The 24259-nt window shown below is 39.3% G+C and carries 27 protein-coding genes and 3 pseudogenes; 13 read left to right on the top strand and 17 right to left on the bottom strand.

All coding sequences use genetic code 11. The annotated features are described in order from the left end of the window. Positions 1–31: 31 nt before the first annotated feature. Positions 32–205, bottom strand: a complete 174-nt coding sequence (locus tag HCR01_RS30065) for a hypothetical protein (RefSeq protein WP_193199669.1) — start codon at positions 203–205, stop codon at positions 32–34. 435 nt (positions 206–640) lie between these two features. Here HCR01_RS30065 and HCR01_RS30060 point away from each other — a divergent pair, with 435 nt between their 5' ends. Then, complete coding sequence (locus tag HCR01_RS30060) at positions 641–802, top strand: CopG family transcriptional regulator (protein WP_193199668.1); 162 nt, start codon at positions 641–643, stop codon at positions 800–802. A 283-nt stretch (positions 803–1085) separates the two neighbouring features. Here HCR01_RS30060 and HCR01_RS30055 read toward each other — a convergent pair whose 3' ends face one another. Next, a complete protein-coding gene (locus HCR01_RS30055) occupies positions 1086–1301 on the bottom strand; it encodes a CopG family transcriptional regulator (protein ID WP_193199680.1) in 216 nt (71 codons plus the stop codon). Between the two features lie 957 nt (positions 1302–2258). Here HCR01_RS30055 and HCR01_RS30050 point away from each other — a divergent pair. Both HCR01_RS30050 and HCR01_RS30045 read left to right on the top strand, forming a co-directional pair. After that, a complete protein-coding gene (locus HCR01_RS30050) occupies positions 2259–2480 on the top strand; it encodes a hypothetical protein (protein ID WP_193199667.1) in 222 nt (73 codons plus the stop codon). 593 nt (positions 2481–3073) lie between these two features. Further along, the gene (locus tag HCR01_RS30045) at positions 3074–3343 is read left to right on the top strand and encodes a hypothetical protein (RefSeq protein WP_193199666.1); all 270 of its coding nucleotides are present in this window, start codon (positions 3074–3076) and stop codon (positions 3341–3343) included. Positions 3344–3431: 88 nt separating this feature from the next. Here HCR01_RS30045 and HCR01_RS30040 read toward each other — a convergent pair. From HCR01_RS30040 to HCR01_RS29990, 11 genes and pseudogenes are all read right to left on the bottom strand, one after another. Beyond that, positions 3432–4150 (bottom strand): annotated as a pseudogene (locus HCR01_RS30040) (ShlB/FhaC/HecB family hemolysin secretion/activation protein); the annotation flags it as partial. 593 nt (positions 4151–4743) lie between these two features. Continuing rightward, positions 4744–4962 (bottom strand): DUF1392 family protein, encoded by a 219-nt coding sequence (locus HCR01_RS30035; protein WP_193199665.1) that lies wholly within the window; start codon positions 4960–4962, stop codon positions 4744–4746. Positions 4963–4967: 5 nt separating this feature from the next. Next, entirely contained in the window at positions 4968–5357 is a 390-nt protein-coding gene (locus HCR01_RS30030) for a hypothetical protein (RefSeq protein WP_193199664.1), read from the bottom strand. A gap of 18 nt (positions 5358–5375) precedes the next feature. Beyond that, on the bottom strand, positions 5376–5507 hold the full coding sequence (locus HCR01_RS40910) for an HNH endonuclease (RefSeq protein ID WP_413773984.1): 132 nt from the start codon (positions 5505–5507) through the stop codon (positions 5376–5378). Positions 5508–5647: 140 nt separating this feature from the next. Further along, on the bottom strand, positions 5648–5893 hold the full coding sequence (locus HCR01_RS30020) for a hypothetical protein (protein ID WP_193199663.1): 246 nt from the start codon (positions 5891–5893) through the stop codon (positions 5648–5650). A 34-nt stretch (positions 5894–5927) separates the two neighbouring features. Continuing rightward, positions 5928–6197: a hypothetical protein gene (locus HCR01_RS30015; RefSeq protein ID WP_193199662.1), complete on the bottom strand. Its 270-nt coding sequence runs from the start codon at positions 6195–6197 to the stop codon at positions 5928–5930. A 68-nt stretch (positions 6198–6265) separates the two neighbouring features. After that, complete coding sequence (locus HCR01_RS30010; protein WP_193199661.1) at positions 6266–7024, bottom strand: hypothetical protein; 759 nt, start codon at positions 7022–7024, stop codon at positions 6266–6268. Positions 7025–7141: 117 nt separating this feature from the next. Next, a complete protein-coding gene (locus HCR01_RS30005; protein WP_226889724.1) occupies positions 7142–7381 on the bottom strand; it encodes a hypothetical protein in 240 nt (79 codons plus the stop codon). Next, entirely contained in the window at positions 7378–7575 is a 198-nt protein-coding gene (locus tag HCR01_RS30000; RefSeq protein WP_193199660.1) for a hypothetical protein, read from the bottom strand. The genes HCR01_RS30005 and HCR01_RS30000 overlap by 4 nt, the downstream gene beginning before the upstream one ends. After that, a complete protein-coding gene (locus tag HCR01_RS29995) occupies positions 7568–7894 on the bottom strand; it encodes a hypothetical protein (protein WP_193199659.1) in 327 nt (108 codons plus the stop codon). The genes HCR01_RS30000 and HCR01_RS29995 overlap by 8 nt, the downstream gene beginning before the upstream one ends. Positions 7895–8005: 111 nt before the next feature. After that, entirely contained in the window at positions 8006–8938 is a 933-nt protein-coding gene (locus HCR01_RS29990; protein WP_226889723.1) for a hypothetical protein, read from the bottom strand. Between the two features lie 99 nt (positions 8939–9037). Between HCR01_RS29990 and HCR01_RS29985 the strand changes: the two genes are divergently transcribed. The 6 genes from HCR01_RS29985 (at position 9038) to HCR01_RS29965 (ending at position 13139) form a co-directional block, all read left to right on the top strand. Then, positions 9038–9313, top strand: coding sequence for a helix-turn-helix domain-containing protein (locus HCR01_RS29985; RefSeq protein WP_226889722.1), 276 nt, complete (start codon positions 9038–9040; stop codon positions 9311–9313). A gap of 67 nt (positions 9314–9380) precedes the next feature. Beyond that, positions 9381–9512, top strand: coding sequence for a hypothetical protein (locus HCR01_RS40170; protein ID WP_264299953.1), 132 nt, complete (start codon positions 9381–9383; stop codon positions 9510–9512). 30 nt (positions 9513–9542) lie between these two features. After that, entirely contained in the window at positions 9543–10532 is a 990-nt protein-coding gene (locus HCR01_RS29980) for a hypothetical protein (protein WP_193199656.1), read from the top strand. A 767-nt stretch (positions 10533–11299) separates the two neighbouring features. Further along, positions 11300–11698: a nuclear transport factor 2 family protein gene (locus HCR01_RS29975; protein WP_193199655.1), complete on the top strand. Its 399-nt coding sequence runs from the start codon at positions 11300–11302 to the stop codon at positions 11696–11698. 332 nt (positions 11699–12030) lie between these two features. Next, complete coding sequence (locus HCR01_RS29970; protein WP_193199654.1) at positions 12031–12489, top strand: NucA/NucB deoxyribonuclease domain-containing protein; 459 nt, start codon at positions 12031–12033, stop codon at positions 12487–12489. A gap of 185 nt (positions 12490–12674) precedes the next feature. Beyond that, positions 12675–13139, top strand: coding sequence for a hypothetical protein (locus HCR01_RS29965; RefSeq protein ID WP_193199653.1), 465 nt, complete (start codon positions 12675–12677; stop codon positions 13137–13139). Positions 13140–13205: 66 nt separating this feature from the next. Here the strand turns inward: HCR01_RS29965 and HCR01_RS29960 are convergent, their stop codons facing one another. Continuing rightward, entirely contained in the window at positions 13206–13841 is a 636-nt protein-coding gene (locus HCR01_RS29960) for an SMI1/KNR4 family protein (RefSeq protein WP_193199652.1), read from the bottom strand. Between the two features lie 469 nt (positions 13842–14310). Between HCR01_RS29960 and HCR01_RS29955 the strand changes: the two genes are divergently transcribed. Together HCR01_RS29955 and HCR01_RS29950 are read left to right on the top strand one after the other, a co-directional pair. After that, entirely contained in the window at positions 14311–14496 is a 186-nt protein-coding gene (locus HCR01_RS29955) for a DUF3096 domain-containing protein (RefSeq protein WP_193199651.1), read from the top strand. Between the two features lie 42 nt (positions 14497–14538). Further along, entirely contained in the window at positions 14539–14760 is a 222-nt protein-coding gene (locus tag HCR01_RS29950; RefSeq protein ID WP_193199677.1) for a DUF2945 domain-containing protein, read from the top strand. A 628-nt stretch (positions 14761–15388) separates the two neighbouring features. Here HCR01_RS29950 and HCR01_RS29945 read toward each other — a convergent pair. Together HCR01_RS29945 and ggt are read right to left on the bottom strand one after the other, a co-directional pair. Further along, positions 15389–15691: pseudogene (locus HCR01_RS29945) on the bottom strand (BamA/TamA family outer membrane protein); the annotation flags it as partial. A gap of 56 nt (positions 15692–15747) precedes the next feature. Next, positions 15748–17571 carry a gamma-glutamyltransferase gene (ggt, locus tag HCR01_RS29940; RefSeq protein WP_193199649.1) on the bottom strand — a complete coding sequence of 608 codons (1824 nt, stop codon included), beginning with the start codon at positions 17569–17571 and terminating at the stop codon, positions 15748–15750. A 595-nt stretch (positions 17572–18166) separates the two neighbouring features. On the opposite strand from ggt, the pseudogene HCR01_RS29935 reads away from it, so the two are divergent. Together HCR01_RS29935 and HCR01_RS29930 are read left to right on the top strand one after the other, a co-directional pair. Next, a pseudogene (locus tag HCR01_RS29935) lies at positions 18167–20673 on the top strand (filamentous hemagglutinin N-terminal domain-containing protein). Continuing rightward, the gene (locus HCR01_RS29930) at positions 20670–23183 is read left to right on the top strand and encodes a CHAT domain-containing protein (protein ID WP_193199648.1); all 2514 of its coding nucleotides are present in this window, start codon (positions 20670–20672) and stop codon (positions 23181–23183) included. Before HCR01_RS29935 ends, HCR01_RS29930 begins: the two are co-directional and overlap by 4 nt. Here HCR01_RS29930 and HCR01_RS29925 read toward each other — a convergent pair. Beyond that, entirely contained in the window at positions 23125–24213 is a 1089-nt protein-coding gene (locus HCR01_RS29925; RefSeq protein WP_193199647.1) for a tetratricopeptide repeat protein, read from the bottom strand. The genes HCR01_RS29930 and HCR01_RS29925 overlap by 59 nt on opposite strands. Positions 24214–24259 lie beyond the last annotated feature (46 nt).

The following is a 24259-nucleotide window of genomic DNA, read 5'->3' as shown; positions in this document are numbered from 1 at the left end:
AATCTTGAATACACTTATTTATTTGTCTCCCCTAGCTCCCCACCTCAAGAGTAGCTTGCCTCAACAAGTAACGCGCACAAGCAAGCGCGTGCCATTCATTTATCTCTCCAAGCACACCTCCTGGCTTAACCAGAGCGAAGACTGCTAAAGCATTTTGATACTGACTCCGCAATTCTGCTGTAATTGGATATGAGTGGAATGTCACTAAGATAAGCTGGGGGTGCTGGGGAGGCTGCTCTTAGGCTGGGGGAGTAAGAGCTATTCCTAGTAATTGTTTATACTAGAGCTACGTAAATACATTTATTTCTTTGTCTCCCCCAGCACCCCCAGCACCCCCAGCTTCCCTAGCTCACCTCAACAAATAACTAAACTTAGTGCCATTCGGATATGAGTGGTTACTCCTATTAAAATCTTTAACAAGATATTCTAATCATTAAGTCAACTTTTTAATATTATTTTAATACTTTAATACTAAATCTACAGTATTAAGTATACCACTTTAGTAGTATATTACAAAAGCTAGTACCGATTGGCAAACGTTACGCTTGAAAACCTGATACACAATCAAAGCTAGAACCCAAGCTTTTTAAGCTCTGTCAGGCATAAAAGCAAATACTATACTACATTTGGTGGGTGAGACGTGAAAGTAACCGATAAATTGACTCTCAAGCAAATTCATCTTGACTTGTCAGAAAATGAAATCAAGATACTTGAAAGCTACTGTAATCAGACAGGAAAATCACAAACGGATGTGATTCAAGAGCTGATTCGCTCTTTGCCCGACTCAACTTACTCCGATTAATAGTACCTTTGTATTGAATTACCGATTTTTCGCGTTAGCTAACTCTCTTTTTTGACAGGAAAACTAAATATTAGTTACTTTCAAATTATCAGCTTCCAGAAAGCAGAGCAATTCTCGAAGTATGTCAGTTGTTCCTCTTACTGTTACAGTATCTCTACAAATTTGGTGTTCAGGTATATTGAGTACTGCATTTTGGCAAGAAGTTTTACCAAAATGCATCTGACCTTAATTAATTCTATTAGAACAATTCCGAAACGTACTGTTATTAATGGCTACGTTGAAGTCAAGTTGCCGATTTTCGACTACTACTTAATCCCGCAAGTTGAGAGGAGTCGGCAATGTCAGCTACTTCCTTCTCGTCTACTGGAAGAGAACGCACCAACTCTCTAATCACGTCGGTTGATGCCCTTCCGGTCATTGCACAGTACTCCTCAAGTTTTTGTGCTTCACTTGAGGTGAGATTTACTGTTAGTCGTTTGACAGCCCACTTTTTATTCATCATTCACTACTTATATCATCTACGTAAAGAAAAATCATACCTTCGTTTCTAAGCCTTTCCTAGTCTGAGTTTTAGAGAATTTCTGCCAAATAGATTGAAATTGTAATGCAAAAGCGTCAAAGCCATTTTAGTTACACATTCTTTCTTGACTTCTGTACCACTTGGTATGCCTGTCTTTATACTATCATCTCTGCATTCTTAAATGATCCCCAGATACCAATGGAATACCTCAACAGTACTTCCTACAACATTTGCATCCAGTTAATAAGTACAAAAAATCAGAATTTAGTTAAAAAAAGTCCGTTCATGGCAACGGACTTAGCAATTTTAAGAGCAACATCACTTTTCTGAGTGAGAAATAGATAAATACATTAAATGTATTTCTCTCACATCTTCATTTTTAATAATTACTTTTTTAAATACAATTGTTTTTAATTAATTCCATTGACCAAACCTCTGGAATTAAGTCTTTGACTCTCAAGTTTGACTTTGGAAGAGATGGGAATAGAGTCCCGGCAGGAATTCAGTCTTGAAATCATAGTAATTAAATCACTGGCATTTGCTGATAAAAGCAATCATTTCCTCATTTACACTCACCTTACTCAAAATCTCCATTTCCTGCTTTCATTATTATTCATGCTCTCTTGAATTATTAAATAACCCTTCTTAGCAAAGGGTCTTTATCTTTCATACATCTTGAGAGGTAATTTACTCTCAATCTTAGGGCTTATTCAACTCTCAGCCTTAAGGCTGACACTGTTAGTTAAATTCTTTTTGTCAACTCAAGTTAGGATTACTATATTTAAACTAATAAATCTCAAATAGACATAACTTATTTCTTTGTGTCTATTTCAACCAACTTTTAATCTTGATTTTTCTAATTCTCTTCAATAAAAATTGCATTAACAGCTAAGAAAAACTTAACTGCTTGCAAAACTATTCTTTCAGGAGTTAGTCATGGCTAATATCACTCTTTCTGAATTAAAACTTACTGGTTCTCAATTATTTCAAGATTCCGAAAGCTTTCTTAATGACCTGAGCGATACTGCTTCAATCTCTGGTGGCTATGATAACTTCAGCGATTTTTCTGGATTTGACAAGCTAATTGAAGGCTATGTCAACGTATATGCCATCGGTCATGTTACTTATTTAGCTAAATCATTTAGCTCTAACTACTAATCTTTTTGTAGTTTAGAAACAAAGTATCTAGCTCTCTTGAGATGAAAGGGAAAAAGCAATTTCATATTCACGTATGAAGTCTTTAAATTACTAAATTCTCAGGAGAAGCTACTTTCAGTTCAGGGCGAACGCACGAGATTTCACTAACCCCCGGCTGGATAAGAGTATTGACGAAAAAATCGGCTGAATTCTAAAACGCCGAAACTCTTGCTCTTAAGAAATTCTTATACTGATCAAAGCCTTGCGAAAGTCAGCTTCCAAGCTGGATCTATCCCCTTTACCTGCACTCTCTTGACAAAAATGCAATTACTTTAACCTCTCACGAACGCCCTTATATTAGTAAAAATAATTTCGATTTTAGTCACAATATATACTAATCTTTCACCAAAGCCCGAATTTTATATCTCTCCAGAAACAAGGCTTTGGTTTATTAAACTGTTTTAATCATGTTACTAGCACCAAACTTGCCTGCTAGCTCCGAAATTGAGTCTACCAAATTTGTACTAGGTGATATTCCTCAAATAGTTTAATTATCTGTTATCAAGAAGCTTGACAGTTAGATTTTTAGAGCGGAATAACTTAATGTCAAAAGTATGATTTTTGAAAATTTACTAATTGAGTTTTACTTGACCCCAAACGGGTGGGTACGAGGAAAAACACGCTCTTTTCAAAAAGTACAAGTCCCAGAGGTGATCCAACCACCTAATACCGTTGAAACCTTTGAATTGCACATCTATCGAAGCTCACTGTTTTTTCAACAACTACGACATTGGCGTCGAATATGGAAATCTGAGAAAATACTTGAGCATGAACTAACTAAACTCCATCACAGTTTCCCAAAACCAGATGAACACTTTCAATGAATCTAGAAATGTGTTCTCAATAGTAATGAAAGCTTTAATGGTGCTTTTCACTTTTAATAACACCTATCAAGCAAGACTAATCTAGATTTCAAAAAGCATTATAAATCACAGAAAAATACACCCCATTCTCCTGCCAAGTTCTTCCGTCCGAATCCACATCCACCAAAGGAATCCCCCAATCGACACGAGCAGTAAAACGTTCGCCCCCTCGCCATTGTAACCCCAGTCCCACAGAAGCCACAGTATTCGAGTCGGGATTTTCTATACCTGCATTCCAGCCAATACCGAAGTCTGCAAAGGGAATCACTTGCAACGTACCACCAGCCCGGAGAATGGGTACTTGTATTTCAGCTGAAGCAAACACGCCGTTATCAGTCAGCAGGAAATCCTGGCGATAACCCCGTACGCTCTCCTGCCCACCAACGCTAAATTGCTCGAAAGGCACGAGTGTAGTAGTCGCCAGTTGCGTGTTCAGACGGAGTAACGCTATGGTTTCAGGAGCCAGCAGGCGTACCCACTGCGCTTGTCCTTGCCAACTGAAGAAGCGACTATCTGGTCTATCGGAATTTATAGTCGCATCGAATGCACCCAGTCCCAGGCTGAACTGCGATCGCACTGCAAGGACTTGGCGATTATTGCGACTCGTCCATTCTTGAAAAATCGCAGCGCTGATACTTTGGTACGCCCTTGCTCATCTGCACCCAATAAAGGGAACGGAATTCTTTCAAAATCCACATACGAAGCTTCACTTTCCCTTCTCGAAGCAGTTAAGCCAAGAGCCAACTCTTGTGTAGGAGTCTTCACTACCCATTCGAGCCTGGGGTAGTCCGGTTTAATCCGTCCCCAATCCATTGATAGCCAGTTGTTGAGTGGGTCAAGTCCACTAACCCACCATGCACCTTTTGTCGTGTGATCATACCTTCTCAAGTATCCATTCCGCAATCGGAGATCGTTACGTCGGGCGGTTTTGGGTAGGGCGTACAATAACAATTCGTATACTTCATCCCCAGTCAGAGAACGGACATTTAAAGTGGTCAGGGTCGGGTCAACGGCTGAACCCTTCACCCATTCTTGGCAATGCTTTTGTGTGAAATCGTTGTTAGTCTGAGCGTTAGCTTCCATGTCCCCTCCGTTATTTAGACGCATGAAAATGGGGCGGCACTATGGGCAATGCCGCTTGAGAACTGTTTGCTGTGTTTGTGTTGGTTACAAAACCGTCAATCGTTGGCCGTTATTTATTGGCTCCTATGTGAAGCAGGATTCAGACATTGACTCGTACCAAATCTTTCTGTGGTAAAAGAATCAGCCGATTGTCGAGGCTGATGGGAATGGCACTAAGATAAGATGAAACCTTTGCCAGGGCTCTTTGTTGGGGGTAGGGTGTCGGGTGTAGAAAAAAATCAAGAAAAGTAGAAATAAGCGTGGACGACTTGGTAGTTACAAGCAATTGCATAAATCCAGCGGTCATCTTTCCATTCCACACCGCAGCAGTAACCAAATGTTTTACTGATGGGGAGGTAAACTCTTTCTAACAACCTCGCTTCAAATGGTGGAATCTGTTGACCCCACTGTGGTGAGAGATACCAGCATCTTTCTAGAGTGGTGATTGCACCAGTCATAATTATTACCCCACCAAGTATTTAATAATTTGCGGGTCTATGGTGGCAATCCGATTAGTCAGTGATTGCGGAGGATTCTTGAAAAACTGTTTTAAATCTCGGCTTTTAACTTGGTAACAAGTAGCGGAACGCTTTTGAGCTTTTAGCCAACCTTTGCGTACCCATTTAGTAACAGTTGTTGAATGGTAACAAAGAGCTTTGGCTATTTCCTGACAACTGTAATTATCAAGAATCGGGCGCGTAGAGTATCCTAAAGCGTACAGTTTCTTGCTAATGGCGAATCTTGTCCGATAATACCCTCGTCTTTTGAGCCGGAAAGCTATTTGCTTGAGGGTGTACATTTGTGCCATTTCATCGAGAGTTAATAACTCTTCATCAGTCCATTTTCTTCTCATGCTTAAACCTCCGATATTTCAGTGGTGATAAAACTTGTTGACTGACTCTGGTAATGAATTACCTCGTTTTTGATTGCACTCATAACAAGCCAATCGCAAGTTTTTAATTTGATGATTCCCACCTTTTGAGAGTGGTATATAATGGTCGATGGTCAGCGTTTACTCAGTAAGTTGACACTTGCACCAGAAACATTTCATTCCATATTTCGCAATCAGATGGGGTCTTTTATTACGTTTCTGGCTAGTGTAAAGGCGTTTGTATCTACGAACAGGATTACTTGATATTGCAGTCATGATTGTGGAAATTGTGATAACTCATTTGATGCAGAAATTGAATCTGTTAAGTCTTGTTGTCTAACAAGAGTCGCGCTGATTGATTCAAACTTTACGTCAGAAATCTCAAAGCAATGTTGTATTGATTCACTGTTATACAAGTCAGTAATGTGCTGCTTAATTGCAAACTCACTTAACCCATTCTGAATGTTAATGTGTGCTTCACTTGTGACTGTTTCGATGACTGTAACGATGACAAGCATTTGTTTTGACTTCCTTTTGTAGTGTCTTACTGCCTTAAAAATCGTCCAACTCTGTAACGCCCTCATCAGTTGTTACCTTACGTTGCGATTTAGCTTTGTTAATCTGAAACTCGTTCGCTTTAATCACTGGCATTGCTGCTTCTTTTACTGATGCCTTAGCTTGGTGATAGAGGAATTGAACTACGCCGTCTGCGTTCTCTTCATCTTCGACTTGCGCCCAAAGAGAACAACCTATATCAATTGATTCAAACTGCCCTAAATTGAATTTTCTGGAATAACTTATCGACATAGTACTGATTTTCATTGCCTGATATGTGCTATAAGCTTTATGTAGTGGCGACTCCAAAGTGAGCCGCCAATGCTTGTTGTTAATTACCGTTTCTTACTCTGTGGCAACACTTGCTGATTGTGAGCTTGCAATGATGCCCTCGCCTCCACTTCTGAAACTGGAGGCAATGCGGGTGCTGTCTCTGCATTACTAGCCCAACGTTCATACGTCTCATTCGTCACCCAATGAAGTGTTGCGCCTTCTTCAGCACCACTACGAATCATCTGGGCGGCTTCTAATGCATCGTTCTCAAAGTCAGATTGGGAAAGACGATAAGACCACTGAATGAACCAATAAGACCCCTTTGCACCGTCTACCTTTTGAAACTCGACGCAGAAGATGTAATTTCGTAATACACTAGCGATCGCACCATAACAAAACTCTTTAGGATCACCAGGCATCCCTTCTTCACACCATTCCTGAAATGCACGATGAGCAAAGTGATTGTAGAGACTGGCGAACCTGTCCTTGCTGCGGCGATGCATTAAGAAGCAGAACAGCATGGAAGCAGGACCTTTGAATTGTTCTTTTAGTCCTCCGCTTACCGGAATCACCCATAATTCAGTGAAGGGTTCGTTAACGAAGTTTTCGTTGATAGTAAAAACGCGGTCTGGTCTAGAAATGGCGATGGCGAAATCAGCTTTATTGCCTTTAAGATATCCCCCTGCTTGAGCTTCTAAGATTGTTAGCTTTGGAGGACAATCAAGTAAGAACTGCCCATATTCTTTGGCGCAATTGGCTTGTAGTTTTGGTTGAGAGGGAGGGATGAGAAAGACGCTGTTGTTGATTGTGATAGTTTCCATGATTAGTTTGTGTTCTGGATTACTACATTGGTATTAGTATGTGCTGTAAGATGATTGATCATGCAATTGCACGCATCATGGTGCGTTCGCCTGAATAACTAGCACTTACTCAGGCGATTATTTTGATTTTTCAGGAGACCTTTGTGCTCTCATAGAAAACTTTCTAGTATTTAGTTCTCCTTGCAAATAATCAAGTGCCGTTTGAGCATCACCAATTGTTAAATCTGGGTGATAATCAAGTGCTTGAAATTCAGGATGTCTAACAATTTCTTGAAGAATAAATTTTGCGGCTTCAACTAAGGTGTGTAGATTGGGATGGGGCATTTTCATTACTCCTAAATCTTGTGTTTGATTCAACAATCTTCAGCAATCTTTAATAGAAATCCGCGTCCAGTATTCTGCACCTGCACTAGTTGTTTATCCAAGAGATATTGAATAATTGAATTAGTAAACCCAATACGATGTAGAGGTGCTTTACCACCACTTCGATGCAGAGAACGCAACAGTTTAGCAGAGGCACGCTCAACATAGTTATCAACAGTTTTAGCCATTGGTGTAACCTCCAGCTACATCTGTTAACTGTTGCCTAAGAATATCTATTTGCTGCTGATGGGCATCAATTTCAGCAGTAATTTGCGCTTGTAATTCTTCTGGTGATAGTGGCTGAATCTGCTCTTGGTGATAGTGCAACAATTCCTCGGAATTCTTATGAGGAGTTACAGAATAACGCCAGCCATTACCAAATCTTTCAGCCAGAAAACTGTCTTTGGCGTAGTATTCAAAGCCGATTATGATTCCTTGTTTTGTACGCTCTTCCAAAGCAAAGCGAGGATATTCCCAGTGTTTGGGAATTAAGATTACTGGTTGCATAGTTGTGATTAATTAATGAAGTGATTGGTGAATGATTGGGAGCAGTTTGAAGGCTTTTTCCCAATAGCAATCAAAAATGAGCAGCAGGTAAAATTACTGCTCACACTTTGCTTAGGCTGCAATTAAATCTGCGTTCTCAAAAAGTTGTTGCAGTTCGTTGGGAGTTAGCTGCTCTAGTGGTTTAGGTATCAATTCTTCAAAGGCGGGTTTTGTACCAGCAGTGGGTACAACGTCCACCATTGACAGCCACCACACCGCATCTAACGCTGAATCACAGGGTATGCGCTCTTGATTCTCCCCTACCCGTACAAACCACCAATTAACCTCAGTGCATCCTACTTCGCCCAGTTTCACGTCATTGCGGTAAATGCCATCGTCGAAGATGTCGAAGCCGTACCTCTCGCATTCGGCGAAAATCTGAGCCATGATTTCGTTACCAGTGGTGCAAGGTGTGTCTGTAGCGTCTTGCTGCTGCACTGGCAATGACCCGTCTTTGTAGTGAATGCAGATGAAGCGATGGCATTTCATGTAGGTATTGGCACGAAATACTTCCTCACTGTTCACCATCACCACCCAGCGTTGCGTCACAAAGTCATTGTGATCATGGGTGATGCTGGCTATCAATTTGTTGTCGCAGTAAATCTCGTGATCGTAGAAGCTGATTTCTGCTGTTGTCAGTTGCTCTGGAGCGATGGATTGGGCTTGCTTGACGATGAAGTGGTTCAGTTCTGGTTGGGCTGTGGCTTGTTCGTCAAGCTTCTGAATCTGGGTGGATTGGTGGGTAATGATTGCGTTTATCCAGGTGGCAGCGGCTCTCTTGTCCCCAGTGGGTGTTACGCCGAGTGAAGCCGCGATTCTTTTGAGGCGGGGGAGGTTATAGCAGGAAAGCGCTTGCTGTGTGTAGATTGGATGGGTCATAATGAAGGCTCCTGTAAAAGGGTCAAAGGGCGATCGCTGCGTTTGCAAGACTGAGGCGGTCGCCTTTTGTTTTTGGCAAATTTTATTTGCTCTAATGTATATAACTGTATGCGGTAGTACATACATTTGTCAAGTGTTAATGCAAATTTTATGTGTACATATACATATTTTGTATGTAGTAGTGCATAATTTTGTGTTAATGTAGCCTACAGGTACGATGGAGGCATGAGCAAAAAAATGTTTTGTAGGCTAGCCGTGCTTATGGCAGAAAAAGATCCACAGCTGTCACAAAGACAGTTGGCAAAAGAAACTGGGTTAGATATCACAACGATTAACCGCTTGTTCACAAATAACTTCAGCCGCGTTGATGTCGGTACAGTTGAAGTTTTATGCAATTACTTTGCTAGAGAAGTAGGTGATCTTTTTGAAATGAGAAATCCAGAAGACATACCTCAACGTAAAACAAGAAAGCGTTCCAACTCAGAGGTCGAGGCTGCATGAGTGCTTTTGCTCTTGGAAAAGTTAAAACCAACAGCATTATCCTTACTCTCCTTACAGTGGAACAGGTATGACTAGGGAAGAGAAACCAGAGTTACGGCACGCTGCAACAAAGGAAAGAGGAGTGCCGCAATATGGAGAAAAAGTATGCTTGGAAGCTGCTACGAGTAGAGCCATCTGGAGACAAGACCCTAAAAGTTGACTCTTCAAGTGCTGTTCAAGAGGTGGGATAATGGCTAAACCACCTTCTAGACGTAAAAAAGCCACCTCTGCCCCATCCAACGATTCAGAAGCAACCGCTAGCTCTGCAAACGAGGATATCTCTCAGCAAGTAGATCCTGGTTCAGCAACGATTACGGTTGCTGCTGTTGAAATAGGAGAATTGACCGAAGCAGAGCAAAGCGATCGCCTACATCTGGAGCGACAAGTAGAAAAAGCGTTTTACCTTGCGGGTAAGGCATTGGTAGAGTTGCGAGACAGGAAGTTGTATCGAAATACGCACAAAACCTTTGAGGACTATTGCCGAGAGCGTTTCGGTTTTGAGCGTCGTTATCCGTACAGGTTAATGGAAAGTACGGTGGTCGTAGATAATCTCATGAAAATGTGTCCTATTAGGACACAAAATGATCTGGGTGCGGACACATTTACTCCAGAATCTAGTGAGGGACAAATTTTACCCATTAACGAATATCAGCTACGACCCTTGATTCCGCTAGAGCCTGAAGTGCAAAGAGATGCATGGCAGCAAGCAGTACAGCAAGCAGGTGGTAAAGTACCATCAGGTCGTGTTGTCAAAGATGTTGTGCAGCGCATCATGGAAAGGACGCAAGTACCGAACACTTCTCAGCTAAGCGAAGTTTGCCAAATCCTTGCAAAAGACAACCCGGAACTGAGGGGCAAAGGTGGTTGTTGGGGCATAATCAGCCATGTGGGCGAATTCAGTTGTACAGTGAAAACCTGGGATGGGGAGTATACCGTTGGATTGCAGTATCTGAAGTCTTTCAACTACTTGCCTATCGAATGTGAACAGATGCAGTCATTGTGCGATCGCATTACTAGGCTACGGGAGAACGAGAATTTGGAAGAGCCTGCCCATACTATGTTGAAGTACTTAGGGGAGTTGAAGCGCCCATATTTGACCCAGTTTGAAGAAAAACTGTTGAGCTTTATTGAACAAGAATGTGAACTGATAAATGAAACGTCAAGCAGTGATAATTGTTAGAAATGTTACTTAATCTTTGTGACTTGAAGAAGATTTGGGACAGTTTTGGAAAGAGAAATTGGACAAGTTATAAGCTGAAATACTTGTAACTTTGTTAAGGCATTAATCAAGCGATCGCTTTTTTTGGATAAATAAAATGGACATAATAACAAAAATGGGAGAAGAACATGGACGCAAATCCATATAAATACTACTCCTAGCCAACTTTCTCCTTTAACTGGGATAACTTACTAGCGTTGCGATCGCTTGCCGCCATAAGCATCGCTATTAGCAAAACCTTTATCTTGCATACAGGGAGATAGTTTGAGCAGTTTAGCTTTCCTTTATGTTATTTTTTGGACGTTTTTGGAAGGTAAACTTGGACAACCTGTCCAAAATCTTCTTCAAGTCACAATCTTTACTAACAGAAGTCAGAGTTGGGTTATTGTCAAATACTAATTGCGGTTTGCCAGACAAGTTGAACATAGAATTGCGGATATCCTAAAGTGTTATAACTTCTAGGGCTTTCATGAATCGGACAATTTTGAAGTCAGCCAAATTAAGCTCTACACATCTAGCAGATGAGCTTGGTCGGTTACTTTCTATTACAGAGATCTACGCAGATGTAAGGTTTTATCATTACTACATGAGGTTAGCGGTTTTACGGACTCTAATGCAATATTTCTCTGAAAATAGTTAAGTAATGGCGTTTTCAGAATTAATTGTGAAGCTTGTAGTTTGCGCGAGATAATCTAATCAAGTCGTTATATGGCAAGGAGAAATACCACTTGAGAACCGACAAGCTTAGAATCAATCAGCTTTCGCCCCAAATTTATGAATGGTATCTTGCCTATTTGCAATCTATTGATAGCAAAAACATCGAAGGGTACGGTACATTTTTGGCAGATGATTGTCTCATGCAAACCAACAATCATCCTCCTGTTGTCAGTAAGGCTGCGATTCTAAGGGGTCTTTCTGAGTACTGGACTAGCTTTGATAGTTTGACCCATGACTTGCTGAATATTTACGGCACTGATTCGTCTTTTGTATTGGAAGCTCTTAATCATTACAAATGCAATGATGGAAAGCTTGTAACAGTAAAAGCTGTAGCCATCACAGACCGTAACCAAACAGGCTTGGTAACTTCAATCAGGCTCTACAGCGATACAACGCCCTTGTTTGCATAACCGCATCTCAAGACAACAGCGCTGATGTTACACAATTTTTGAGGTTGCTGTTCTGGTAAAGAGAGAACGATTTGTAATCTAAATTACATTTAATATATTAGTATTTACCATATTTATGTAACGCTTTTTATTCCTACGAATGAACGTTTTTAGCTCAAATATCTCAAAAATAATGAATTTTAAGATAAATCTCCAGTTCTTGTTGCAAACCCTAAATAACTTTTATATAAGTTTATTTGATACCATTTTTTCTTTTATCTTGAACTGAATATGGGAGACTTAGTTTGTCTGAAAAATTCAACAGGCTGAAAAAAGACAAGAAGTGTTTAAGTATGAAACGAAAGCTTTCTGTTGCCGTATTTCTTTTTACGCTTGTTGCTAGCTTTGTAGTATCTTTGCTCTCTCCTTCTTTATTTGGCTTACCTCAAGCAGGTTTAAAAGCTCAAAGCTTACCAACTATAACTTTTTCCAGGTCACGAATACCCAACATTGCAAGCCACATAGCTACTGCTCAAGCTAGAGGTTATCCTAGTATCCTGACACGCACTACAATTTCGGCAGAGATAGACCAAAACAGAAGAGAAGCCTGTAGAAACTTCATATCACAACCACCAAACAATACTAGTTGTGATGAGTACCCGTTTGCTAGTTCTCGTGAAGGAGGTGCAGGTTCTTCTATTCGTGCAGTTCCTCCAACAGAGCAAAACATTCAAGGGGGTATAATAAGCTCCTTCTACAGAAATAACTCTATTAGGAATGGAAGTCGGTTTAGAGTCAGGATCAGTGGCTAGTTTGCTAATCAACAGTTACTTAGTTATTTAGCTATAGCTACCATCTGTCAGTTTCATTACTTGAGTTTAAGTACCTCATCATATATATTGGTTTTTTCTTAACTGAACCGTATTGGGAGTGACTTAGTATTAGTTATCAAAACTATACTCAAAGTAACCCAAACATAGTCTTGAGGGTTGAATCAATGCAAATATCAAAGAATTTATTTACAGGTATAGTTCTGTTTATCGGAACAATCTTAATACTTTTTGGAGTCAACCTGATAATTCCACAAAATACAGCAGATCAGGACAAGTCAACATATTTTACCAGTCAACTAGCAAGTCATCACAAAACAGACGTTAAACAGAATTCAAACACAGAGGCAATCCAGAATCTCACCAAGAAGCAGCTGGAGTATATGGAAAATGGTCAGTATCAAGAGGCGCTCCAAGTTATAAACAAAATAATTGAAGCAGATCCCCAAATTCCAGATGTTTATTATGAGCGGGGGACTATGCACATTGCAACAAATAATCCACTGGCTGCGATTGCAGATTTTCAAACAGCTGAAGATTTGTATCATGCTAACGGAGATTTAGGAAGCGCTGACAGGATGCAACGGTTAATCGATGAAACTCAAAAGAATTTTGTAAATACTGATCAATAGAACTAATCAGTGTGTCATTGACTTTTTAGATGCACAGTACTCAACTACTGTGCATCTTATTTTTTCTCAAGAAAGTTCTCGAAGCTTAGGAAATGAGTCCAGGAAACGTTTATGTCTATCTTGGATTAATTCATGAAATGATTTATACCTTTGAGCGCCAGGAAGCCAGTTAGCAAAAAACCAAGTTTCCCACTCTCTATTCTCAAATACTACTTGGGGATTAAGTAACAATAGCCCTTGTTCTGGGTTTCCACCAATTTCTAAAGTTGTTTGTAGATAATCATCTCGTAACGAAGTAGAATCTTGTTCGTCTCCGTACACATGATATTCCTCATCGGGCACAGAACGAGATCCACCTCCTATTTCAACTCCAGTCATCCACGCATCAATCAGTTCTTGGTTTCTCGACGCTAACCATTCAACCTCTTGAATTGACCAAAGCCTATCAACCAGAACATCTAACCTTGGCCAACCGTTACTCATTACTAGGAAGCTTCGGTAAGAAGGTGGCAAAGTTGTTTTCAAACGAGCTTCAGCAATAGAAATCTCATCATTTGTTGCTCCAGGATAGCCTAACCACCTTGTATGAACAACCTCCAAAGGAAGACTTGTAAATTCGCTATTCTCCAAACGTTCCAGTAAATCCCTACTCCATTGCCTCAAGAAGAAATCCCAATCGAATGTGTCTGGTGTGTTCACCATATATCAGTTGTCGCTTAAGTGATTTTTTTCAGCACAGATCTTACATTAACAGTTATGCCTTAAGCTTACGACGGGCTACGCCTACGCTGAAATTCTTGTCAACAAACAAAGCTTAATGAGATGATTTTCGACTCTGTTGAGAATATACTGTATTTCTATGGAGGGTAGCAATAATCAAGCCAGCGATCGCATCACCACCTTCAAAGCATCTATACTAATCACAACAGCGCCAGAATTCACTAAATCTGACACGCGCTCCTAACCTAGATGCTGCAATAGTTTTAAGGTTTTTTCGCAGTTTTTGACAAGCGCTAGAACTTGAAGAGTGCGCCAATCTTCACACAGACAATACACCATTCAGCTTTTGTTATGGCATATTAAATGTCTATAGCTGATAAGCAAAGTCAAACTGATTTTAGGAACCGGTAAATTAACGTCAATAGTAAACTACTCTTACACTTAACTAACTATGTCTTATCTACCAATTCTACTTGCACAAAAAACTACTGCCCTTCAAGTAAGTGTTAACATTAATGGTATTGTTGCTTTAATTGCAGGAATATTGATTCTTATACTTCCCAGATTGCTTAATTATATTGTGGCAGTATATCTTATAATCATTGGATTAGTACAGATTTTTAATCTGCGTGTCTAATGGTAGGAAAAATCTGAAAAATTTGACAAGGTTGAATGAAATATTCCACAAAGTAAGGTGACAGGCGAGGTGCTAAAGCAGTTGACTTCACCCACAAACCTTAGAGGAAACTATATTGCTACAAGTGTTAATAATCCAGAGTACGTAGTCAGAAGCGATAAGACAGGAAATGAAGCCGCTCATCAACCTGATACTTTATCATCTGTGCAGAGAAAATTATACCTCTTGCTTAAGAGTCATTGGTTGATTACTGCTTCTGAATAGAACAATAAGCTTGAAAACCCTTGCTAACTTTCAACATCAAGCAATTACCATTAGAGTTATCAGTATTCATAGATGTTTTTTGCTGATTTGTATTTGTAATCATCGTTAGAATCTGAACTAACAGTGGTGTCCATACAGCAACGCATACTACAAATAAAATCTTTCTTATTCTGCTGTTGCGGGTATTTCTCGTATTTAACTTTGTTGATACTGGGTTACAAACTGTCTTTGCTGTCCAGAAATGCTCATTAAAATTGTAGTAACCCATTGATCAACCTTCTTAAAAACAGTAAATATTAAACCTTACCAATTATTTTTTAACGAGAGGTCAGAAAGATCATCTTTCTGACCTTTGACTTCGTTCAACAGGACTATTGAGTTCAACAGTATGAAATATTATGCAATCTATTTATCTACCTAACAGAATAAATGTTATCTATGGAAAAGCATAAATTTCAAAAACTTTTACCACCATTGCTAGTAATTTTTTCTAAAATCTCATTCAGATATAAACAATACGGTGTTGCAGTAACATACAGTCTTCCTTGTCTCCATCAGGAAAATTAAAGAAAATTTTTCAAGTATAGTTTTTGTACAACGCTTAGACGTGTGTTATCACAAATTATCTTCAAAAGGAATTATAAATCACAGAAAAATACACCCCATTCTCCTGCCAAGTTCTTCCGTCCGAATCCACATCTACTAAAGGAATCCCCCAATCAACACGAGCAGTAAAGCCTTCGCCCCCGCGCCATTGCAATCCCAGTCCAACAGAAGCCACAGTATTCGAATCGGGATTTTCTGCACCAGAATTCCACCCCACACCGAAGTCTGCAAAGGGAATCACCTGCAACGTACCACCAGCCCTTAGAATGGGTACTTGCACTTCTGCCGAAGCAAACACGCTGTTATCAGCCAGCAGAAAATCCTGACCCATAGTTGAAAATTTGGCTCTAATTTTTGTTTTCCGAGAGTAATTAAACAGGGTTAATAACCTACAGCTTGCCCAGCACGCTTACGGCTATCATTAGCACCATAAAATAACCCAGTTTTAGGATTCAATAGAATAGATTCGGCTGCACCCCAACGAGAAAAAGGAATAACTCTATATCCCATTGACCATAAATCTTGAATTACATTTGATTTAAGCATATATGGTTCAGTAAGTACTATATTTGGCATCCCTTGATAATGTATTCGGGGAGCATTGACAGCTTCAGTAATATTCTTGTCATAGTCAATTACATTAGTAATAATTTGTAAAATAGTTGTGGGAATTGTTGGCCCACCTGGGCTACCCGTAATGAGGAAAACTTTGTCGTTTTTCTTCACAATAGTGGGTGCCATAGAACTGAGGGGACGTTTACCTGGTGCAATGACGTTAGCCTTTCCTTGCACTAAGCCATAGTTGTTAGCCACACCTGGTTTAGATGTAAAAGCATCCATTTCATTATTAAGGAAGAAACCAGTATTACCAGCAATCACTCCTGCCCCAAAGTTAGAATTAATGGTATAAGTTACAGCCACAGCATTACCATAGCTGTCTTGAATGGAGTAATGAGTTGTTTGCGTTCCCTCATAAGATGTAATTTCAGAGTAGAGAGGCTCTGGAGGAATGGCTTGCTTATGCGGAATTTGGGAACGGATAGAGCTTGCATAACTTTTTGATAAGAGTTGCTCAACGGGATTGTTTACAAATTGAGGATCTCCTAAGTACTTATTGCGATCAGCATAGGCGTACAACATGGCCGATAGCATAAAATGGAGGCTCTCTGAAGAATGCCAGCCAAGTTTTTTAAGATCGTAGCCTTCTAAAATATTCAGCATTTGACACAAGGTAGTACCGCCCCCTGGAGGTGGAGCAGAAATGACTTCATACCCACGATAGTTGCATTTTACAGGTGCAGTTTGAGCGATCGCATAGTTACTAAAATCTTCAAGTGTCAGAATACCACCCTGCTCACGACTAGCTTTAACTATTTCCTGTGCAATTGTTCCTTTGTAAAAGGCATCTGACCCTTGAATTGAAATTAGATTGAGAGTCTTAGCTAGGTCTTTCTGCACCAAGTGTTCACCTACTTGATAAGAATGCTTGCCATTTTTCAAAAATATATTGGCAACATTAGGTTGAGTCTTGAACTTGGCAGTCCCAGTTTTTAACATTTGAATATCTCCCTGCTGCAATTCAAGACCTTTAATAGCAAGTTGAATAGCTGGAGCCATAACCTGCTTGCGGGTCATTGTCCCATATTGGGAAAGTGCATATTCAAGTCCTTTGACAGTTCCTGGGACTGCAACTGCAAGATAACCTTTAGTATTCACTTCTACTTTTAGCTTCCCCTTGTTATCGAGGTACATAGTCTGAGTAGCAGCTAAAGGAGCCTTTTCACGGAAATTAATAAATGTATCTTTTCCATTAGCGAGGTGAATTAACATGAAACCACCTCCGCCAAGATTGCCACAACAGGGTTCGGTCACTGCTAAGGCATATCCTACGGCTACTGCCGCATCAACTGCATTCCCACCTTCTTTCAGAATTCGCAATCCCACTTTAGACGCTTCATGTTGTGTAGTAACAACAACACCATTTTTACCTAATACATTAGGGTATGAGCTTGAAAGTGCAGTTTGGCTACAGTTAGGAGATGGAGAATATTTACACCCAATAAAACTTAGGAGGTTGTAAATATAAGTTAATGGATGGTAAATACTACCAAACACTACTATATCTATAGCAATAAGAATACTAATTAATGTAGTACCAAAAGCCAAAGGTTTTAAACACTTTTTTAACTTTTTATAGTTTTTCATGTAATTTATAAAACCCTAGATGATACTTAGATTACTGACATAACGTTAACTTATGTCATAGTACACTATTATTTATACTTTATTTAAATGGCTTTTAAGATTAATTGGAGAACAAAATGGCAAAACTAAAAGATGATTGATTGGATTGTAATACTCTACAAATCACCTTAGAGATGGCAATTGTAAAAGTATCGATTAACTTATATCTTTCCGTGCAATCTATTCATAAATCTTCTATATCACTGTAAAGTAGTCAGAAATACTAATTTTAGGTTTAAACTTCATATAAATTAAACTGAAATCTGCTTATTCTGTGTCAATAGAAAAACTATTTAACAATACCATACTGAGTTCACTTCAGGTACTCTTGCACCATCAAAAAACTTTGTTATTTTTATTATTTATAGCTAACTCTACCCCACTTCCTTTGCAATATCCTGTCAGTTCATCAATATTTAGCTGCGTTCATCCTGATGGTAAAAATTTTTTCATTATACATTGCATTGAATTTAATCTTTTATAGTAAAAAGTAAATAACGGTTTACGGAAATATCACTTGATTGTATACTTACGACAAATATCAATTTTTATAATTATGAGATTTTACATTCATGTTTGGGGTTTCCTTTTATCTCAAAGCTTATCTTTTATGTGTTCGTCAATTTTAGAACCAGTAGTAGAAGCACAGATTATTCAAGATGCTAGCCTACCTACTCCATCTATATTGATACAAGATGGCAATATAAATATTGTTAATGGAGGAACCAAGGCTGGAGGTAATTTATTCCACAGCTTCAAAGAGTTTTCTGTTCCTATCGGCGGTACGGCTCACTTTAACAATACCTTAGATGTCCAAAATATTATTAGCAGGGTAACAGGACAATCTATTTCTAATATTGATGGTTTAATTCGAGCGAACGGTACAGCTAATTTTTTTTAATTAATCCAAATGGTATTATATTCGGTCAGAATGCGCGTCTAGATATCGGTGGCTCGTTTTTAGCAAGTACAGCTAGTAGCTTAAAGTTTGCAAATAACTTTGAGTTCAGCGCTACAAACCCTCAAGCAACGCCCCTGCTAACTATCAATACTCCTATTGGACTGCAATTTGGAAGAAATCCCGGAACAATTAGAGTGCAAGGCAAAGGTCATCAACTAATTGGGCCACCATTTTCTCCACTTATCCTGAGTAATAACTTAGAAGGTTTGCAAGTACAGCCTGGAAAAACTCTAGCAATTATTGGAGGTGATGTATTTTTTGAGAGCGGTACGATAAAGGCAAAAGGGGGACGACTTGAATTAGGTAGTGTTAATGGCAATAGTTTAGTCAGTATTAGTCCAACTACTTCTGGTTGGGAATTAGGCTATGAAGGTATACTCTCTTTCCAAAACGTTCACTTGTTAGGACGCTCACTGGCTGATGTTAGTGGAACTGGTAATGGTTCTATACAGATACAAGGACACATAGTTACGCTTACTGATGGATCAGTAATCTTGAATCAAAACCAAGGACTACTACCAGCAGGCTCATTAAGATTAAATGCTTCTGAGTCTTTAGAGGTGTCAAGTGGTAGTGATCCAATTGCTAGGACTGCTAGTAGTTTGCGGAGTGAAACTTTGGGATTTGGTAAAGCTGGTGATATTGCAATTTCAACTAAGCAGATAATTATTCGGAATGGAGGCCAGATAAGTAATTTAACCTTTGGTGCAGCACCAAGTGGCAACATAATTATTGATGCCTCTAATTCTGTGCAAGTGATTGGGGTTTCGCCTCTTAATGCTGGTGTTTTTAGTACTATTGCTGTTGCAACTTTTAATTCTGGAGATGCGGGTAAAATCAGAGTGGCAACGGAACGATTTATTGCCGCGAATGGCGGTAACTTATCTACTTCAACCTTTGGAACTGGTAAAGGAGGAGATACAACTGTAAGTGCGACTAACTCTATAGAAATAATAGGAGCTTCACCGATAACCTCTCAGCCAAGTGTCCTGTCTTCCACATCGCTTAATGCTGGCAAAGCTGGGACGTTAACAATTGATGCACCAAGGTTAATGGTTTACGATGGAGGAAGAATTGATGCTTCTACCTTAGCATCTGGCGATAGTGGCAGTGTTATTATTAACGCTCGTGACTCCGTAGAAATAAGTGGCACAACACCTGGCTCTGGGAATCCTAGCTCGGTAATCTCGTCTGCTAATATTGAGTCTCAAACGCTACAAAATTTATTTAGACTCCCACTAAAGCCTTCTGGAAAATCTGGAGACGTGACAATTAATACTGATCAGTTGAGCGTCACAAACGGCGCGGAAGTCACCGTAAGTAATGATGGCTCTGGCGATGCAGGGAAGCTTCAGATTAATGCCAATACAATCAACATTACAAACAAAGGAGGTATCACTGCAACCACTGCTGTTGGTCAGGGTGGTGACATTGATATCAACTCAAAAATTCTTCAATTAAACAACGGCAACATCTCTGCAACTGCTGGTCAGCAAGGCACTAACGGTGACGGTGGAAACATCACCATTGATACAGCTGCTTTGTTTAGCTTGGGAAGTAGCGCTATCACAGCCAATGCTTTTGGAGGACGCGGCGGCAATATTTGGATCAATGCTGATGGATTCTTTTTCTCTGATGATAGCCGAGTTGAAGTAAGCTCACAGTTAGGACTTAATGGTACAGTTCAAATCAACGGCTTCCCCTTTGACCCTGGTGGTGCTACCACAGCATCAAATACAGTTACAGAAATTCCTGAAATAGCCTCGGCTTGCCAGGGACAGTCAGGCGTGGCGGAAAGTGAATTTATCATAACTGGCGTTGATAGATTACCGCTCAGTCCTAACGATGTACCACCTATTAAACCGACCTGGCAAGACAATTTTGTTTCTGTCCAGGTCAACAATAATTCCGAAGAACCAAAATTGATAACTAAAAAACCAATCCAAAATATAGAAGCACAAGGTTGGATAAAAGATTCTTATGGAAATATCGTGTTGACGGCAGAAGCTAATTCAGGGACACCCTATGCTGCGTTGTCCGCTAACTTATGTTCTGAAGAAAATGTATCAAAAAATACTTTTACAATCGATACCCAGCAATGATTAAACGCCGAGATTGGTTTAAATATGTTTTCTCAAGTATTCTGGGGCTGTTTACGGTTGTAGGCAAGCCATCCATTATCGCTGCTCAAACTGTAAATAAACAAGCACAAAAACGTAATCAGGCGCGACTACTAACCCAAGTAGGAGAAAAGTATTTAAATGAAGGACGAGCATCGGAGGCCCTTGATTCCTGGGAATCAGCTACAAAAATTTATCGTCAACTTGGCTACGAAGAAGGTATTACTGGCAGCTTAATTAACCAAAACCTTGCCTTACAGGCTTTAGGTTTAAATCGTTTGGCTTGTAACACACTATTGCAAGCTCTAAAGCTAAATACAGATACTAAGATTTGTGCGTTCTTGCCAGTTCAGTCTACTGAATCTATAACAAAACTATTGATAGCGGCGATTGATAAGCAAAAACATTTGCCAGTAAATTTATTTGCATGGCACAACTTCGGAGATGTCTTGCGCTTAATTGGTAAGTTAGATGAATCAAAAATAATTTTAGTAAAAACGTTATCAATTGCTCAACAGACAGCCTCTGTTAAGCCTAATAATATTTTGCTGTCTTTGGCTAATACTGAGGAAGCTATTTATCAACAAGCACGAAATAAATATTATGAAGTAGAAGAACCAGATTTTAAAAATGAAATTGTAGATCTGATTTCGCAACAAGCACTCAAGTCACTTGAAGTTTATCAGCAAGTGAATCAGGTTTCAGCAAATTCTCCAGTCACACAACTAAAATCTCAACTGCATCATTTGAGCTTACTATTAGATTTTGAGAAGTGGTTAACAGTAGAGTTAGATTTAGGCAATCAACAATTAGTTGAGATTCGCAATCAAATCCAACAACAAATTCAACCTTCAGTTAATAGACTTTTAAAACACTCTTCTACATTTTCTCAATTATCAGCTACCCAATCTGTTTATGCGAAACTCAACTTTGCTAATAGTTTAAGTCAAATTCCAGAGCAGCAACTACGTTCATTAGCTATTGAGTATGGTCAGTCAGCTTTGCAAACGGCTAGAAATACCACTAATCAGCGAATAAAGTCTTATAGTCTTGGCACTTTAGGTAAATTACAACCAGAGAAATCAGAATCATATTTCATAGAAGCTTTAAGCTTAGCTCAATCAATTCAAGCGGAAGATATTGTTTACCAATGGCAACAACAACTAGGAAACTTGTACAACAAGCAAGGGAAAGCTAAAGAAGCCCTCACAATGTACAAATCCGCCATTGACAATCTGGCGCAAATTCGTGATAGTATTTTGTCAAGTAATATAGATATACAGTTCTTCTTTCAAGAAGAAGTAGAACCGATATACCGTGATTATATGAAGTTACTTTTGAAAGATTCTAATCCTAATCTTAAAGAAGTAATTCAAACAAACGAACGTTTACAAACAGCACAATTAGAAAATTTTCTCAAATGCGGCAAGCTTGATCTCGTTGCTCTCAACGAAGTTCAAAACTTGAATAGTGTTTCTGGAATAATTCATATCATTGACTTGGATGACACTATAGAAGTTATTTTACAGTCTCAAGACCGCTCTCTTCATCATCACTCTATTGAAGCGAATCTAATTAAAGATCATGTTAGTGACCTCATACGAAAATTGCAGAAAGATAAACTTGTTTCTACTAACGTGCGACAAATTATTTTACCTTCTCAAGCACTTTATGAAAAACTAATCGCGCCGATATCGTCATATTTACCTGCATCAGGAACATTAATATTTATCTTAGACAAATCTTTCCAAAGTATACCGATGGGCATATTGTATGATGGAAAAGATTATTTGATCGAGCATTATAGCGTTGCAGTGACTCTAGGTTCTAAAATTCGATCTCCAAAACCTTTATCAAAAAAGCGGTTCACATCTCTCATCGCGGCTTTGTCTAAGCCCAGTCCCAGCTTGTCAGATAGCAACGCTCCTAAAGGCATCAGACCACTACCTCAAGCTAAAGAAGAAGTAAAAGATGTCCAAAGTCAAACACAATCTTATCTCACACTACTAGATGAAAAGTTTACTAGTCGCCGTCTAGAGCAAGAAATAAGTAAAAATAACTTCCCAATTATTCATATTAGCACTCATGGGCAGTTTAGCTCTGACCCTTTGAAGACAGTACTTCTAGCCTATGAGAAGGTCATCAATATTAGAGAATTTGACAAATTACTAAAAAGTAGAATTCAAACTGATGCAGATGCAATTGATCTGTTAGTTTTGAGTGCCTGTCAGACTGCAAAGGGTAATAAAAGGTCAGCATTAGGAATGGCTGGAGTCGCTGCACAAGCAGGTGCCAGAACCACAGTGGCAACTCTATGGTTAGTAGATGCGGATTCTACTGCTTTGTTAATGAAAGAATTCTACAAGGGATTAAAGAATGGTATTTTTAAAGCAGAGGCACTGCGTCTTGCCCAACTAACATTAATGAAAAATCCTAAATACGCTCATCATTACTACTGGGCCCCGTTCTTGCTCGTTGGTAGTTGGTTATAAATTCCCACAATTTTAAACCTTCTTGCACCTTTGACAATTCCTTTAGGTTCTTACTACTTTTAGCTAACTTCTTTGCTGTCGTGTATTCACCAAAAGCCTCATCAGTTAGTCCTGCCTCTAAGTAGCGATCTGCCAGTATTCGATAGATTTCAGGGTTTTGGCTCCCTGCTGCTATTGTTGCCTTTAATGTCTCTATCGACTCATTTACCAGATTTTTTGACATATATATAGTATCTAGAACCTCAACAGCAGCTTCATTAAGAGGTGCTTTCAACTCGTTAACTTGTTTCAGTAATAACGCAATCTCCAGTTGCTCTTTCTCCGGTAAAACGCTAATCACTAAGGAAGAGTAACTCATGATAGAGTTCGCTTGATATGCAAATACAGTAATTCTATACGTACTCCCAAATTTCAATTGGGGTTGGTTTCTTGGATATGGCAGTACAGCCTTGTTTACTTTTATCTGCCAGTTAACATCATTGCCCTCCATCTTTACTGTGTAACTAGTAGCGCCGGAAACGGCACGCCAAGAGATTAGTGGTTGAGTATTCAATATACTGCCATCACTAATATAAGGGCTAATCAGTCTTGGTTTTGGTACGGTATGATCATCACCTGACCCTTTAAAATCAGTAGGACAATTCTGCGGTTTGAGGTTGGTACACTGATATTGCTCTGACTCAGTGACTTGTGGTCGCGCACATTTGTTTGCAGCATCGGAAATGTTGTGTTGACCAATGTATAAAATTTTTCGATTTAAAAAGCAAACAACCGTAACTGTCGCTCCATTCTCTGGATGAATCTTATCTCCCGGACAGAGCGGACTTCCTGGTGACAAGTAGCGATCGCCTTCACTCATCACCTTACCTTCAACATTCTTGCACTGACGCAGGGCTATTAATTGAGGTTGCCCCCATACGCTACTAGAGTTTAAAACAATTAGTGTTGATATTGATGCGAGTACTACAATTTGAACTGTGAATATTTTTTTTCCTATTGCACTTGTCGAATTTTGTAAAGTAAGCATCAAGATTTTTATATACCTATTTGCTAGTTATTAGCATACAGGAAACAGG

This window comes from Nostoc sp. MG11 (assembly GCF_014904695.1).
Lineage (GTDB): Bacteria > Cyanobacteriota > Cyanobacteriia > Cyanobacteriales > Nostocaceae > Komarekiella.
The sequence above is the reverse complement of the archived record's forward strand: the minus strand, read 5'-3'. Positions and strand labels throughout refer to the sequence as shown.

Coding starts and splice junctions, on each gene's coding strand:
- HCR01_RS30020 (WP_193199663.1), bottom strand. CDS start 5,893: ATGCTTGTCATCGTTACAGTCATCGAAACAGTCACAAGTGAAGCACAC.
- HCR01_RS29990 (WP_226889723.1), bottom strand. CDS start 8,938: ATGTATGTACTACCGCATACAGTTATATACATTAGAGCAAATAAAATT.
- HCR01_RS30035 (WP_193199665.1), bottom strand. CDS start 4,962: ATGACTGGTGCAATCACCACTCTAGAAAGATGCTGGTATCTCTCACCA.
- HCR01_RS30045 (WP_193199666.1), top strand. CDS start 3,074: ATGATTTTTGAAAATTTACTAATTGAGTTTTACTTGACCCCAAACGGG.
- HCR01_RS29985 (WP_226889722.1), top strand. CDS start 9,038: ATGAGCAAAAAAATGTTTTGTAGGCTAGCCGTGCTTATGGCAGAAAAA.
- HCR01_RS30050 (WP_193199667.1), top strand. CDS start 2,259: ATGGCTAATATCACTCTTTCTGAATTAAAACTTACTGGTTCTCAATTA.
- HCR01_RS30000 (WP_193199660.1), bottom strand. CDS start 7,575: ATGGCTAAAACTGTTGATAACTATGTTGAGCGTGCCTCTGCTAAACTG.
- HCR01_RS30015 (WP_193199662.1), bottom strand. CDS start 6,197: ATGAAAATCAGTACTATGTCGATAAGTTATTCCAGAAAATTCAATTTA.
- HCR01_RS30010 (WP_193199661.1), bottom strand. CDS start 7,024: ATGGAAACTATCACAATCAACAACAGCGTCTTTCTCATCCCTCCCTCT.
- HCR01_RS29965 (WP_193199653.1), top strand. CDS start 12,675: ATGCAAATATCAAAGAATTTATTTACAGGTATAGTTCTGTTTATCGGA.
- HCR01_RS29995 (WP_193199659.1), bottom strand. CDS start 7,894: ATGCAACCAGTAATCTTAATTCCCAAACACTGGGAATATCCTCGCTTT.
- HCR01_RS30030 (WP_193199664.1), bottom strand. CDS start 5,357: ATGAGAAGAAAATGGACTGATGAAGAGTTATTAACTCTCGATGAAATG.
- HCR01_RS29960 (WP_193199652.1), bottom strand. CDS start 13,841: ATGGTGAACACACCAGACACATTCGATTGGGATTTCTTCTTGAGGCAA.
- HCR01_RS29955 (WP_193199651.1), top strand. CDS start 14,311: ATGTCTTATCTACCAATTCTACTTGCACAAAAAACTACTGCCCTTCAA.
- ggt (WP_193199649.1), bottom strand. CDS start 17,571: ATGAAAAACTATAAAAAGTTAAAAAAGTGTTTAAAACCTTTGGCTTTT.
- HCR01_RS40170 (WP_264299953.1), top strand. CDS start 9,381: ATGACTAGGGAAGAGAAACCAGAGTTACGGCACGCTGCAACAAAGGAA.
- HCR01_RS29970 (WP_193199654.1), top strand. CDS start 12,031: ATGAAACGAAAGCTTTCTGTTGCCGTATTTCTTTTTACGCTTGTTGCT.
- HCR01_RS30055 (WP_193199680.1), bottom strand. CDS start 1,301: ATGAATAAAAAGTGGGCTGTCAAACGACTAACAGTAAATCTCACCTCA.
- HCR01_RS29930 (WP_193199648.1), top strand. CDS start 20,670: ATGATTAAACGCCGAGATTGGTTTAAATATGTTTTCTCAAGTATTCTG.
- HCR01_RS29980 (WP_193199656.1), top strand. CDS start 9,543: ATGGCTAAACCACCTTCTAGACGTAAAAAAGCCACCTCTGCCCCATCC.